This is a genomic window from Rhodanobacter humi, assembly GCF_041107455.1.
Lineage (GTDB): Bacteria > Pseudomonadota > Gammaproteobacteria > Xanthomonadales > Rhodanobacteraceae > Rhodanobacter_A.
Genome location: NZ_JBGBPY010000001.1, coordinates 3,481,875 through 3,495,972, shown reverse-complemented (window position 1 = coordinate 3,495,972; position 14,098 = coordinate 3,481,875). Strand labels below are relative to the sequence as shown.

At 67.8% G+C, this 14,098-nt stretch carries 7 protein-coding genes and 1 tRNA gene; 6 read left to right on the top strand and 2 right to left on the bottom strand.

All coding sequences use genetic code 11. The features are described 5' to 3' along the window. The first annotated feature begins 9 nt into the window (after positions 1-9). A complete protein-coding gene (locus tag AB7878_RS15455) occupies positions 10-3,189 on the top strand; it encodes a multidrug efflux RND transporter permease subunit (protein ID WP_369495213.1) in 3,180 nt (1,059 codons plus the stop codon). A 318-nt stretch (positions 3,190-3,507) separates the two neighbouring features. Here AB7878_RS15455 and AB7878_RS15450 read toward each other — a convergent pair whose 3' ends face one another. Continuing rightward, a complete protein-coding gene (locus AB7878_RS15450; RefSeq protein ID WP_369495212.1) occupies positions 3,508-4,668 on the bottom strand; it encodes an acyl-CoA dehydrogenase family protein in 1,161 nt (386 codons plus the stop codon). 208 nt (positions 4,669-4,876) lie between these two features. On the opposite strand from AB7878_RS15450, the gene AB7878_RS15445 reads away from it, so the two are divergent. From AB7878_RS15445 to metH, 3 genes are all read left to right on the top strand, one after another. Further along, entirely contained in the window at positions 4,877-5,803 is a 927-nt protein-coding gene (locus tag AB7878_RS15445; RefSeq protein ID WP_369495211.1) for an ArsR/SmtB family transcription factor, read from the top strand. A 10-nt stretch (positions 5,804-5,813) separates the two neighbouring features. After that, on the top strand, positions 5,814-6,896 hold the full coding sequence (locus tag AB7878_RS15440) for a homocysteine S-methyltransferase family protein (RefSeq protein ID WP_369495210.1): 1,083 nt from the start codon (positions 5,814-5,816) through the stop codon (positions 6,894-6,896). 166 nt (positions 6,897-7,062) lie between these two features. Beyond that, positions 7,063-9,762 carry a methionine synthase gene (gene metH, locus AB7878_RS15435; protein ID WP_369495209.1) on the top strand — a complete coding sequence of 900 codons (2,700 nt, stop codon included), beginning with the start codon at positions 7,063-7,065 and terminating at the stop codon, positions 9,760-9,762. A gap of 138 nt (positions 9,763-9,900) precedes the next feature. On the opposite strand, the gene AB7878_RS15430 is transcribed toward metH, so the two are convergent. Then, on the bottom strand, positions 9,901-10,233 hold the full coding sequence (locus AB7878_RS15430) for a lipid-A-disaccharide synthase N-terminal domain-containing protein (protein WP_369495208.1): 333 nt from the start codon (positions 10,231-10,233) through the stop codon (positions 9,901-9,903). 99 nt (positions 10,234-10,332) lie between these two features. On the opposite strand from AB7878_RS15430, the gene AB7878_RS15425 reads away from it, so the two are divergent. Both AB7878_RS15425 and AB7878_RS15420 read left to right on the top strand, forming a co-directional pair. Continuing rightward, positions 10,333-10,407 (top strand) — tRNA-Val (locus tag AB7878_RS15425). Between the two features lie 260 nt (positions 10,408-10,667). Then, positions 10,668-14,060 (top strand): autotransporter outer membrane beta-barrel domain-containing protein, encoded by a 3,393-nt coding sequence (locus AB7878_RS15420; RefSeq protein ID WP_369495207.1) that lies wholly within the window; start codon positions 10,668-10,670, stop codon positions 14,058-14,060. Positions 14,061-14,098: the final 38 nt, after the last annotated feature.

Here is a 14,098-nt window from a genome sequence, read left to right as displayed (position 1 = left end):
AGTCCGATCATGCCGAGTTTCTTCATCGACCGCCCGATCTTCGCCTGGGTGGTGGCTATCCTGATCTCGCTGGGCGGCGTCCTGGCGATCCTCAACCTGGGCGTGGAGTCGTATCCGAACATCGCACCGCCGTCGGTCACCGTCAGCGCCACCTACCCCGGCGCCAGCGCGGACACCACCGAGAAGACCGTCACCCAGGTGATCGAGCAGCAGCTCACCGGCATCGACCACCTGCTGTACTTCAACTCCTCGTCCAGCGCCAGCGGCCGTGCCAGCATCACGCTGACCTTCGAGACCGGCACCGATCCGGACATCGCCCAGGTGCAGGTGCAGAACAAGGTGGCGCTGGCCACCCCGCGGCTGCCCTCCCAGGTGACCCAGCAGGGCGTGGTGGTGGCCAAGGCCAACGCCGGCTTCCTGATGGTGGTGGCGCTCAAGTCGGACAACCCGAACATCGACCGCGACCGCCTCAACGACATCGTCGGCTCGCAGGTGCTGGACCAGATCTCGCGCGTACCCGGCGTGGGCAGCACCCAGCAGTTCGGTTCCGAATACGCGATGCGCATCTGGCTGAACCCGGACAAGCTGCAGGGCTACAACCTGTCGGCTTCGCAGGTGTTCGCCGCGATCTCCGCGCAGAACGTGCAGTTTGCCGCCGGCTCGCTGGGCGCCGACCCGGCCGTGCCCGGCCAGGGCCTCACCGCCACGGTGTCCACCGAAGGCCGCTTCACCAGCCCCGAGCAGTTCGCCAACATCATCCTGCGCGCGAACCCCGACGGCACCACGGTCAAGCTGGGCGACTTGGCGAAGATCAGCTTCGGCCCCGGCAGCTACGGCTTCGACACCACCTGGGACGGCAAGCCGATCGGCGCGTTCGCGATCCAGCTGCTGCCCGGCGCCAACGCGCTGGACGTGGCCACCGCGGTGCGCGCGAAGATGAATGAGCTCGCACCCAGCTTCCCGCCGGGCGTGAGCTGGTTCAGTCCCTACGACAGCACCAGCTTCGTGACCATCTCCATCAACGAAGTGGTGCACACGCTGGTCGAGGCGATCATCCTGGTGTTCCTGGTGATGCTGCTGTTCCTGCAGAACATCCGCGCCACCATCATCCCGACCCTGGTGATCCCGGTGGCCCTCTTGGGCACCTTCCTCGGCATGCTGGTGCTCGGCTTCACGATCAACCAGCTGACCCTGTTCGGCATGGTGCTGGCGATCGGCATCGTGGTGGACGACGCGATCGTGGTGATCGAGAACGTCGAACGCATCATGACCGAGGAGAACCTGCCGCCGAAGGAGGCCACGCGCAAGGCGATGGGCCAGATCACCGGCGCGGTGGTGGCGATCACCGTGGTGCTGGCGGCGGTGTTCGTGCCGTCGGCGCTGCAGCCGGGCGCCTCGGGCATCATCTACAAGCAGTTCGCGCTGACCATCGCGGTGTCGATGGGCTTCTCGGCCTTCCTCGCGCTGTCGTTCACGCCCGCGCTGTGCGCCAGCTTCCTGCAGCCGGAGCACCACAAGAAGAAGAACATCGTCTTCCGCAAGTTCAACGAGTTCTTCGAGTGGACCACGCACACCTACACCGGCCACGTCGGCAGCGCGGTGAAGCATGCGCCGCGCTGGATGTTCGTGTTCGTGCTGGTGGCGATCCTCGCCGGCTTCCTGTACACCCGCCTGCCCGGCAGCTTCCTGCCCGAGGAGGACCAGGGCTACGCGCTGTCCGTCATCCAGCTTCCACCGGGCGCCACCAAGCAGCGCACCGGCGAGGTGATGGCGCAGATGCGCGCAATCCTGAACAAGGATCCGGCGGTGGAAGGCGTGCTGCAGGTGACCGGCTTCAGCTTCATCGGCAACAGCGAAAGCGCCGGCATGGCCTTCATCAAGCTGAAGGACTGGGCCAAGCGTGACGTCACCGCCGCGCAATTCATCCAGCGCGCGAACATGGAGCTGTACCAGATCCATGACGCCCGCATCTTCGTGGCGAACATTCCCACCGTGCAGGGCCTGGGCCAGTTCGGCGGCTTCGACATGTACCTGCAGGATCGTGCCGGCCTCGGTCGCGATGCGCTCACCCAGGCGCGCAACACGCTGCTGGGCAAGGCCAGCCAGGATCCGGTGCTCACCGGCGTGCGGCCCAACGCGCTGGAAGACTCGCCGCAATTGCAGCTGGACGTGGACCGCGTGCAGGCGCAGTCGATGGGCCTCTCGGTCAGCGACGTCTACAACGCGATCAGCCTGATGCTGGCGCCGGTGTACGTGAACGACTTCACCTACGGCGGCCGCGTGAAGCGCGTGATCATGCAGGCCGATGCGCCCTACCGCATGGGCCCGGACGCACTGAAGCACTTCTACACGCCCAGCACCACGCAGACCAACGCCGACGGCACGCCGGCGATGATCCCGATTTCCAACGTGGTGCACGCGAAGTGGGAGATGGGCTCGCCCGCGCTGACCCGCTACAACGGCTATTCCGCCGTGGAGATCGTGGGCTCGCCCGCGCCGGGGCGTGCCTCGGGCGAGGCGATGAACGAGATGCAGAAGATCGTCAACAACGACCTGCCCAAGGGTTACGGCTACGACTGGACCGGCCAGTCCTACCAGGAAATCCTCTCCGGCAATGCCGCCACCCTGCTGATGGTGTTGTCCATCTTCATCGTGTTCCTGGCGCTGGCCGCGCTGTACGAGAGCTGGTCGATCCCGGTCTCGGTGCTGCTGGTGGTGCCGCTGGGCCTGCTCGGCGTGGTGGTGTTCACCATGCTGCGCGGCCTGCCCAACGACATCTTCTTCAAGATCGGCCTGGTCACGGTGATCGGCCTCGCCGCGAAGAACGCGATCCTGATCGTGGAATTCGCGGTGGCCGAGCAGCAGGCCGGACGCACCCTGCGCGAGGCCACCATCGATGCGGCCCGCCTGCGACTGCGCCCGATCCTGATGACCTCGCTGGCCTTCATCCTCGGCGTGTTCCCGCTGTTCATCTCCAGCGGCGCCGGCGCCAACTCGCGCCACGCGATCGGCACCGGCGTGATCGGCGGCATGCTGTTCGCCACCTTCCTCGGCGTGCTGCTGATCCCGGTGTTCTACGTGGTGGTGCGGCGCCTGCTGGGCGACAAGCTGGACGGCGACGGCAAGCCGCATCCGGCCTCGGGCACGGACATGCAGTCGTTCGATTCCGATCCGCAGCGCGGGCATTGAAGGCAGGAGTGAGTGGTGAGAAGTGAGAAGTGAGATAAAGCTCGCACCCCGCTTCTTCACCACATAAGCAATGCAATGCAAAAGGCCCCGGCGCAAGCCGGGGCCTTTTGTATTCGCATGCTTGCGGCAAACCCGTAGGAGCGGCTTCAGCCGCGATCCATCATTGCCGGTCGCGGCTGAAGCCGCTCCTGCTGGATTCGCGCAAGCAAAAGGCCCCGGTTCGCACCGGGGCCTTTTGCGCTCATCTCACGTTGGCGAACAAGGGGAAAGGCGCGAGCCCTCTCTCACTCCTCACTTCTCCCCACTCACTTCCCGCTCTCAGCGCAAGCCCGTCTCGTTGCGCGCGATCACGATGCGCTGGATCTCGCTGGTGCCTTCGTAGATCTCGGTGATCTTGGCGTCGCGGAAGTAACGCTCCAGCGGCATCTCCTTGGAGTAGCCCATGCCGCCGTGGATCTGCACGGCCTGGTGGGCGATCCACATCGCCGCCTCGGAGGCGACCAGCTTGGCGACGGAGGCCTCGGTGCCGAAGCGGCCACCGTTCTTTTCCGTCTGGCCCTTGGTCCAGGCCGCGCGCAGCGTGAGCAAGGTGGCCGCGTCGAGCTTGCACTTCATGTCGGCGATCTTGGCCTGGGTCATCTGGAAGCTGCCCAGCGGCTGGCCGAAGGCCTTGCGGTCGCGCGACCACTGCAAGGTGGCCTCGTACGCGGCGCGGGCGATGCCCACCGCCTGCGAGGCGATGCCGATGCGGCCGGCGTCGAGCACGCCCATCGCGATGGAGAAGCCCTTGCCCTCCTGGCCCAGCAGATCGTCCTTCGAGCACACGTAGTCGGTGAACTCGATCTCGCAGGTGGCCGAGGCGCGGATGCCGAGCTTGGGTTCGGTCTTGCCGGCGTGGAAGCCCGGCTTCTGCGTGTCGATGATGAAGGCCGACACGCCCTTGGCTCCAATACCCGGAGTCGTTATCGCGAACAGCACGATGTAGCGGCACACCGGGCCGGAGGTGATCCAGCTCTTCTTGCCGTTGATCACCCAGTCGCCGTCGTCGTTCTTCTGGGCGCGGGTATGCATCGCCGAGGCGTCGGAACCGGACTGCGGCTCGGTCAGCGCGTAGGCGCCGATCGCCTCGCCCTGCGCGATGGCACGCACGTACTTCTGCTTCTGCGCCTCGGTGCCGTGCTTGAGGATGCCGTTGCAGAACAGCGAATTGTTCACGCTCATCACGGTGGACGTGGCGGCGTCGGCGGCGGCGATCTCGATCATCGCCAGCACGTAGCCCACCGGGTCCAGGCCCGCGCCGCCGTATTCGTGCGGCACCTCGATGCCCATGAGTCCCAATTGGCCCATCTCGCGGATGTTGTCCAGCGGGAACTCGCCCTTGGCGTCCAGCTCCGCCGCCACCGGCGCGATGCGCTTCTGGGCGAAGTCGCGGGCAATGGCCTGGATGGCCAACTGGTCTTCGGTAAAGCTGAAATCCATGGGGGACTCCGGTAGCGAAACGGGGATGGAAAGCCGGCCATTTTAACTGCGCCAGCCGGCGCGCCTTGTGCGGGCGCAGCAAAAAGCAGAAGTGAGCGGGGAGGAGTGAGGAGCGAGAGAAAGCCTGAGCCCCGGCACGGCAGCGCTTGACGCGCGGCAGCCTGCGGCCTAGCCTTTACATCTCTTTATCGCGATAGACGAATACCCAATGGATCTGGCGACCGCCTCCAGCGTGCTGCGCCTGCTGGCCGACCCCACCCGCGTGCGCCTGCTGGCCCTGCTCGAAGGCGAGGAACTCACCGTGGCCGAGCTGGCCGCGGTGCTGCACCTGGCGCAGCCGCGCGTGTCCACCCACCTGGCCAAGCTGAAGGAAGCCGGCCTGGTGCGCGACCGCCGCGCCGGCGTCTCCGCCTACTACCGCGCCAACGCCGAGGGCGACGAGCACCAGCATGCGCTGATCGCCTCGCTGCGCGAGAACATCGACGACGCGCTGCTGCGCGAGGACGCCGAGCGCCTTCCCGCCGTGCTCGCCAACCGCGCCCGCGCCGAAGGCTGGGCCGACACGGTGGCCGGCGACATGGAGCGCCACTACTCGCCCGGCCGCACCTGGGAGACGCTGGCGCGCGCGCTGCTGCAGCTGCTCGGCACCGGCGACGTGCTGGACATCGCCTCCGGCGACGGCATCACCGCCGAGCTGCTGGCGCCGCACGCGCATTCCATCGTCTGCGTGGATTCCAGCGAGCGCGTGGCCGAGGCTGCGGCGAAGCGCCTGCAGGCCTTTCGCAACGTCGAGGTGCGCCAGGGCGACATGCACGCGCTGGATCTCGGCGAGCGCCGCTTCGATCTGGTGCTGATGCTGCACGCGCTCACCTACGCCGAACACCCTGCACAAGCCGTGGCCGAAGCCGCGCGCCTGCTGCGCCCCGGCGGCCGTCTGCTCGCGGTGACGCTGGGCAAGCACGACCACCGCGCCGCAGTGGAACCGTTCGACCACCGCAACCTCGGCTTCACCGAAACCGAGCTGCAGGACTACGCCGGCGCCGCCGACCTGCAAGTGGTCAGCTGCAACCGGCTCAGCCGCGAGCGCAAGGCGCCGCATTTCGAAGTCATCAGCCTGCTCGCGCAGAAGAAGTGAGAAACATCCGATGAGCACCCTGCCCTGGCTGCATCCCGACCGCGTCGCCCTGCTCGAGGCCGCGCTCGCCGAACGCATCCTGATCCTCGACGGCGGCATGGGCACCATGCTGCAAGGCCATCGCCTGGACGAGGCCGGCTTCCGCGGCGAGCGCTTCGAGCACGGCCACGACGGCGAGCATGCCCACCACCACGATCACCCTGGCTGCGACCTCAAGGGCAACAACGACCTGCTCACCCTGACCCAGCCGGACATCATCCGCGGCGTACACGAGGCCTACCTGGAAGCCGGCGCGGATCTCGTCGAGACGAACACCTTCAACTCCACCCGCATCAGCCAGGCCGACTACAAGCTGGAGCACCTCGCGCACGAACTGAACCTGGCAGGCGCCAGGCTGGCCCGTGCCGCCTGCGACAAGTTCACCGCGCTGACGCCCGACAAGCCGCGCTTCGTGATCGGCGTGCTCGGCCCCACCAGCCGCACCGCTTCACTGTCGCCTGACGTCAACGATCCCGGTTTCCGCAACGTCAGCTTCGAGGAGCTGGCGCGCAACTACACCGAATCCGCCAGCGGCCTGATCGACGGTGGCGCCGACATCCTGATGGTCGAGACGATCTTCGACACCTTGAACGCGAAGGCCGCGCTGTACGCGCTCGACACGCTGTTCGTGGAGCGCGGCGCGCGGCTGCCGGTGATGATCTCCGGCACCATCACCGACCGTTCCGGCCGCACGCTCTCGGGGCAGACCGCCGAGGCGTTCTACTACTCGGTGCGCCACGCACGGCCGCTGTCGGTGGGCTTCAACTGCGCCCTGGGCGCGGACGACCTGCGCCCGCACATCCAGGTGCTCGCCGACATCGCCGACAGCCGCGTCAGCACCCACCCGAACGCCGGCCTGCCCAACGCCTTCGGCGAATACGACGAGACGCCCGAGCACATGGCCGGCGTGATCGCCGGTTTCGCCCGCGACGGCCTGCTGAACCTCGTCGGCGGCTGCTGCGGCACCACGCCGGCGCATATCAAGGCGATTGCCGAGGCGGTGCGCGACTGCGCGCCGCGCCAGTTGCCCGACGCCGCGCTGAAAGCCGCGTGAGCGACCACGCTTTTCTCCCTCTCCCCCGTGGGGAGAGGGTTGGGGTGAGGGGCCACGCTGGCCTCGCGCCCGCATCGTCGAATTTCGCCGCAAGCCTTGCCCCCTCACCGCAGTCCTCTCCCCCGAATGGAATTAGAGCCGGGAAAGAGGAAACAAGAGCAAAAGCATGACCACCCCCCGCCACACCCGTCTGTCCGGCCTCGAACCGCTGGTCATCACGCCCGACCTGTTGTTCGTCAACGTGGGCGAGCGCACCAACGTCACCGGCTCGGCGAAGTTCAAGAAGCTGATCAAGGAAGACCGCTACGACGAGGCGGTGGAAGTCGCCCGCCAGCAGGTGGCGAGCGGCGCGCAGATCCTCGACGTGAACATGGACGAGGGCCTGCTCGATTCCGAAGCGGCGATGGTGAAGTTCCTCAACCTGATCGCCGCCGAGCCCGACATCGCGCGCATCCCGGTGATGGTCGACTCCTCGCGCTGGAGCGTGATCGAGGCCGGCCTGCGCTGCCTGCAGGGCAAGGGCGTGGTGAACTCCATCTCGCTGAAGGAAGGCGAGGAGGTGTTCCTGGAACAGGCCAGGAAGATCCTGCGCTACGGCGCCGCCACCGTGGTGATGGCGTTCGACGAGCAGGGCCAGGCCGACAGCGTGGCGCGTCGACTGGAAATCTGCGAGCGCTCCTACAGGCTGCTCACCGAGAAGATCGGCTTCCCACCCGAAGACATCATCTTCGACTCCAACATCTTCCCCATCGCCACCGGCATCGAGGAGCACGCCGACAACGCGGTGAACTTCATCGAGGCGGCGAAGGAGCTGAAGAAGCGCTACCCGCTGTCGCACCTCTCCGGCGGCGTCTCCAACGTGTCGTTCTCCTTCCGCGGCAACGACACCGTACGCGAGGCGATTCACAGCGTGTTCCTCTACCACGCCATCCAGGCGGGCATGGACATGGGCATCGTCAACGCCGGCCAGTTGGCGATCTACGACGACCTGGAACCCGAGCTGCGCGAGCGCGTGGAAGACGTGGTGCTGAACCGCCGCGCCGACGCCACCGAGCGGCTGATGGAGATCGCCGAAAAGCACAAGAAAGGCGCCAGGGAGCAGGACAACGGCAACGCGCTGGCCTGGCGCGAACTGCCGGTGCGCAAGCGGCTGGAACATGCCTTGGTGCACGGCATCGACCAGTTCGTGGTGGAGGACACCGAGGAAGTGCGCCAGACCGTCACGCGCACGCTGGACGTGATCGAAGGCCCGCTGATGGACGGCATGAACGTGGTCGGCGACCTGTTCGGCGCCGGCAAGATGTTCCTGCCGCAGGTGGTGAAGTCCGCCCGCGTGATGAAGAAGGCGGTGGCCTACCTGCTGCCCTTCATGGAGGAAGAAAAGAAGAAGAGCGGCAACACCAGCCGATCGAACGGCAAGATCGTGATGGCCACGGTCAAGGGCGACGTGCACGACATCGGCAAGAACATCGTGGGCGTGGTGCTCGCCTGCAACAACTTCGAGGTGATCGACCTCGGCGTGATGGTGCCGGCGCAGAAGATCCTCGACACCGCGATCGCCGAGAACGCCGACATGATCGGCGTCTCCGGCCTGATCACGCCATCGCTCGAAGAAATGGCCCACGTCGCCAAGGAGATGAAGCGGCAGAACTTCAGCATTCCGCTGCTGATCGGCGGCGCCACCACCTCGCGCGCGCACACCGCGATCAAGATCGAACCGAACTACGGCACCGCCTGCGTGTGGGTGAAGGACGCCTCGCGCGCGGTGGGCGTGGCGCAGTCGCTGGTCTCGAAGGAACTGGTCGACGGCTTCCTCGCCAAGGTGCGCGCCGAGTACGCCGAGATCCGCGAACGCCACAAGCATCGCGGTCCGGGCAAGAGGCTGGTGACGCTGCAGCATGCCCGCGGCCAGCGCTTCAGCTGCGACTGGGCGAACTACGAACCGCCGCAGCCGCGCAAGCCCGGCATCACCGTGTTCGATGACTACAGCCTCACCGAATTGCGCGAGACGATCGACTGGACGCCGTTCTTCCAGGCCTGGGAACTGGCCGGCCACTACCCCGCCATCCTCACCGACGAGGTGGTGGGCGCGCAGGCCAGCGAGCTCTTCGCCGATGCGCAGAAGATGCTGGACAAGGTGGTCGCCGGGAAGTGGCTGAAAGCGCGCGCGGTGATCGGCTTCTGGCCTGCGGCGAACCGCATGGACGACGTGGAGATCTACACCGACGATACGCGCAGCACCAAGCTCGCCACGCTGCACCACCTGCGCCAGCAGGCCGACAAGCCGGCCGAGCGCCCCGACTTCTGCCTCGCCGATTTCATCGCGCCGAAGGAATTCGGCAAGCGCGACTGGATCGGCGGCTTCGCGGTCACCGCGGGCCTCGGCATCGAGGAACACCTTGCACGCTTCCACGCCGAGCTGGATGACTACTCCTCGATCATCCTCAAGGCGCTCGCCGACCGCCTCGCCGAGGCCTTCGCCGAACGCCTGCACCAGCGCGTGCGCCGCGAGTTCTGGGGTTACGTGCCCGACGAGCAGTTGGACAACGCGGCCTTGATCGCCGAGCAGTACCAGGGCATCCGCCCCGCCCCCGGCTACCCCGCCTGCCCCGACCACACCGAGAAGACCACGCTGTTCAAGCTGCTCGACGCCACGAAGAATGCCGGCATCGAACTCACCGAGGGCTTCTCGATGTACCCGGCCGCCGCCGTTTCCGGCTGGTACTTCTCGCACCCGGGCAGCCAGTACTTCGTGGTCGGCCGGCTCAGCCGCGAGCAGGTCGAGGACTATGCGAAGCGCAAGGGCTGGACACTCGCGGAAGCCGAGCGCTGGCTGGCCTCGAACCTCGACTACGACCCGGAATAACCCGGCAGGAGCCCCCGGATCGAGTCCGGGGCAGGCTCTGTGCGCGATGCCTCTTTTGTAGGAGCGGCTTCAGCCGCGATGCTTTGCTGTACACGCGGCCAAGAGCATCGCGGCTGAAGCCGCTCCTACAATTTACGATCACGCCGCCACGTCGTCGCCCAGGCTGTTCTTGCGGTGGCGCAGGTGCACCACCAGGTTGTAGACCGACACGAACACCGGAAAGAAGTTGGAGATGATGCCCACCGAGTCGTTCTTGCCAAACACGAAGTACAGCAGCAGCAGCGCGCTGCCGCCCACGGACAGCCACCAGAACGACAGCGGCATCACCACCCGCTTGTGCTTGCGCGTGTAGTACAGCTGCACGAACCAGCGGCTGGTGAACATCAGCGTGCCCGCAAAACCCACCACCTTCCATGGCGTGAGTTCGAAATGCTGCAGGGCCTCGAAGACGTGGGCAAGATCGTGGGGCATGGCGCAAAACCGGTCGGCATGGGAGCCACGCATTCTACGCGAGCACCCCGCCCCGGTTGACCTCGCCGCCGCCAACCCGTATATTTGCGCGCTCCCGGCGGGCGGTTAGCTCAGCGGTAGAGCACTGCCTTCACACGGCAGGTGTCACAAGTTCGATCCTTGTACCGCCCACCACCGAATCGAAGACGAAGGGCCCGGCATCGCCGGGCCCTTCGTCTTTTGGCGCCCGCAGCAGACGCCCTGCCCGAGGCCTTCGGCGCCTCCCCGCGTCACCGCATGCGGCAGCGGAACCGGCATTTCCATTTTCCTCCCGCCAAACGTCTGTACCCGGATGGACGAGAGTCCCGCCCGGGGGCCGGAGGGGGCGCGGACGAATGCATTGCACGAAATCCGGCATGGCCGTCGCTGCACATTCAAAACGGGGAGAGATTTACGTGAGCAAGCTCAATCTGCGGCCGCTGCCGCTGGCACTGGCGTGCCTGCTGGCACCGTTCCACCCGGCATTCGCCGCCGACACCAGCACCAGCATTCCGCTGGACCTGATCCAGGAAAACTACGGCGGCGGCCAGTACGGCTACCGCCTGGGCATCAACGTGGGCGTCAACGGGGCCACGCCCGAGGAGTACCTGTTCGACACCGGCTCGGATTCCTTCAACATCGACGTGGGCGCGGGCAACAACGGCCACGCGCCGGCCTGGTTCCCGAGCCAGCCGGGCGTGGCGCAGAGCGCGCCGTACGCCTATCTCTACGGCAACGGCACCTACGGCTACTGGCAGGCCTCCACCACCGTCGCCAGCGTGCAGTTCTACAACTCCGCCACCGGCACGCAGGCCGCCAGCTACGCCACATCGCAGGGTCTGCCCGTGGCCACGGCGATCGACTGGATGGTCACCCCGCAGAGTGCCGGCGGCGACACGCTGGGGCCGGCGGTCACCACCCAGGGCGGCGTCACGCTGTACCAGGACCTCACCTGGCAGCAGAACCTCGACCAGGGCAACCCGCCCGAGGAAGGGCTGTTCTACGGCACCTTCGGCGCCGGCGATTTCGGCAACGGCGTGCCCGGCATGCTCACCGGCAGCGGCTACATCGTGGAGGCGAACGGCAGCGGCAAGGCGCCGGGCGCCTGCGCCCAGGCCTGCCTGATCGAGGGCCTCACGCCCGCGCTGCGCGCGCAGTTCCTCAGCGTGGTGCCGTGGCTGCCCACCCAGGGCCAGACCAGCCCGTTCCCGCTGTCGGGCGCGCCCTCGGCGTACCAGTTCGACACCGCCTTCCTGTACACGCTCACCAGCGGCGGCAAGAGCGTGAGCGCACCGATGATGACGCTGTTCGACACCGGCACGCCGAACATCATGCTGATCGACAACGGCGACCTCGGCCTGGCCAATGCCGAGCAGGCGGCCGGCAACATCAACGCGAACGGCAACCTGGTGCCCGGCGTCACGTTGACCGCCACCGGCCTCGCCGTCACCGCGAACGGCCTGGTCATCTCCGGCCTGCCGGCCTCGGTCGCCAGCGGCAGCGACAGCCAGGGCGACTACAGCAACGTGGTCACGCTGGGCGCCTACGGCGGCTTCCCCGACGCGGCGATCTACGGCCTCTCGTTCTTCATGCACAACGCGGTGATGTACGACCTGGCGAACCAGTCCACCGCGTACACGCCGTTCTTCATCTCCACCGCGAACATCACCACCGGCTTCACCGTGACGCCGGACATGGGTCCGCTGGGCCTCGCCGGCACGATCTCGGGCAGCGGCCCGTTCCAGGTGGCGGCCGGCGGCATTGCCGATCTTTCCGGCACCAACACCTACACCGGCGCCACCCTCGTCGCCGGCAACGCCTGGCTGGCGCTGGCCGGTCCGGGCAGCATCGCGGCCTCGTCCGACGTGCACGTGGACGGCATCTTCGACATCTCGCGCACCTGGCAGGCCACTACGGTGCAATCGCTCTCCGGTAGCGGCCTGGTGCAGCTGGGCGGCACCACGCTGGACCTCACGAACGCCAGCGGAAGCTTCGGCGGCCAGATCGCCGACGGCGGCATCGGCGGCGGCAGCGGTGGCCGCCTGATCGTGTCCGGCGGCAAGGAGACGCTCACCGGCACCAACACCTACACCGGCGCCACCGGGGTCGGCGCGCCCGCGACGCTGGACGTGGAAGGCTCGCTGGCCAGCGGCGTGGTCAACCTGGGCCTGCTGGTCGACAACGGCAGCATCGCGGGCAACGTGGCCAACGGCGGCCTGCTGATCGGCCAAGGCCGCATCGGCGGCAGCCTGGCGACGACCGGCGCCGTGGCGCCGGGCAGCGGTCTTGGGCAGTACCAGACGCTCAGCGTGGGCGGCAACTACACCCAAGGCGCCGGCTCGGCCTACCTTGTGCAACTCGATCCGGCACAGGCCGGCGTGTCCAGCCTGATCGCGGTGGGCGGCAGCGCCACCCTCGCCCAGGGTGCGCAGATCGGCCTGGCATCCGTCGCCGGCAACGGGCTCTACCAGGTGGGCGCCCGCTACACCGTGCTCGACGCGAGCCACGGGCTCAGCGGCACCTACACGCTGGCCGGCGCCGACATGCTGAGCGCGGTGCTGGGCATCGCTCCCGCCTACGATGCGCAGCACGCGTACCTCGACGTGGTGCAGGCGCGCGCCTTCACCGACGCCGCGCGGACGCCCAACCAGCGCGCCACGCTGGGCGGCGTGCAGAGCCTGTCCAGCCTCGGCGCCGTCACCGGCCAGGCGAACGGCGCCGGCATCCGCCCGCTGGCCTGGCGTGCGGTGGCGATGTCCACGGCCGCTGGTGCCGCGCCTTCCGCCGCGCTCTACACCGTGCTCGCCAACCTGCCCACTGATGCAGCGCTGCGTGCCGCGGCCGACCAGCTCTCCGGCGAGATCCACGCCACCACGCAGGGCGTGCTGCTGGAAGACAGCCGCCATGTACGCGATGCCGTCACCGGCCGCCTGCGTCAGGCCGGTGGAGGCGTCAGTGGCCCGGCGGTGCAGGACGGCCAGGGCGGGCTCGCCTGGTGGGGCCAGTTCGTGGGCGCGTGGGGGCATCACGACAGCGACGGCAACGCCGCTTCGACCAGGCACACCAGCGGCGGTTTCCTCGTGGGTGCCGATCGCGCGCTGGGCGACAGCGCGCGGCTCGGCGTCGCCGCCGGCTACACGCAGACCGCGGTGAACACGACGGCGCGCGCCTCCTCGATGTCCAGCCGCGATCTCGACCTCAGCGTCTACGCCGGCACCCAGCTCGGCGCGCTGGGCCTGCGCGCCGGCGCCGCCTACGGCTGGCACACGCTGGACGGCACCCGTTTCGTCGCCGTGCCGGGCCTCGTCGGACACGAGCTGAGCCGCTACGACGCCGGCACCGCGCAGGTGTTCGGCGAAGCCGGCTACCGCTTCGCGTTCAAGCGCGCTTCGCTGGAGCCCATCGCCCAGGTCGCCCATGTTCGCCTGCACACGGACGGCTTCCAGGAACACGGCGGCGGCGCGGACCTGGACGGCATGGGCGAGACGCGTTCGGTCAGCTACAGCACGCTCGGTGCGCGGGCGGCGAGCAACTTCGCGCTGCACGGCGACCAGACGCTGAGCCTGCACGCCATGCTGGGCTGGCGTCGCGCCTACGGCAGCGTGGTCACGGTCACGTCGATGGCCTTCGCCAGCGGCCAGTCGTTCGCGGTGCAGGGCCTGCCGATCGCCCGCAACGCGCTGGCCGCCGATGCCGGACTCACCGTGCAGTTGGCGAAGCACGCCTCGTTCGACCTGTCGTGGCAGGGCCAGCTCGCTCACCACGCGGTGGACAGCGGTTTCCGCGGCAGCTTCGACTGGCGTTTCTGAGCCCATGACCGCAAGCGCACGTCCGCGGACGTGCGCTT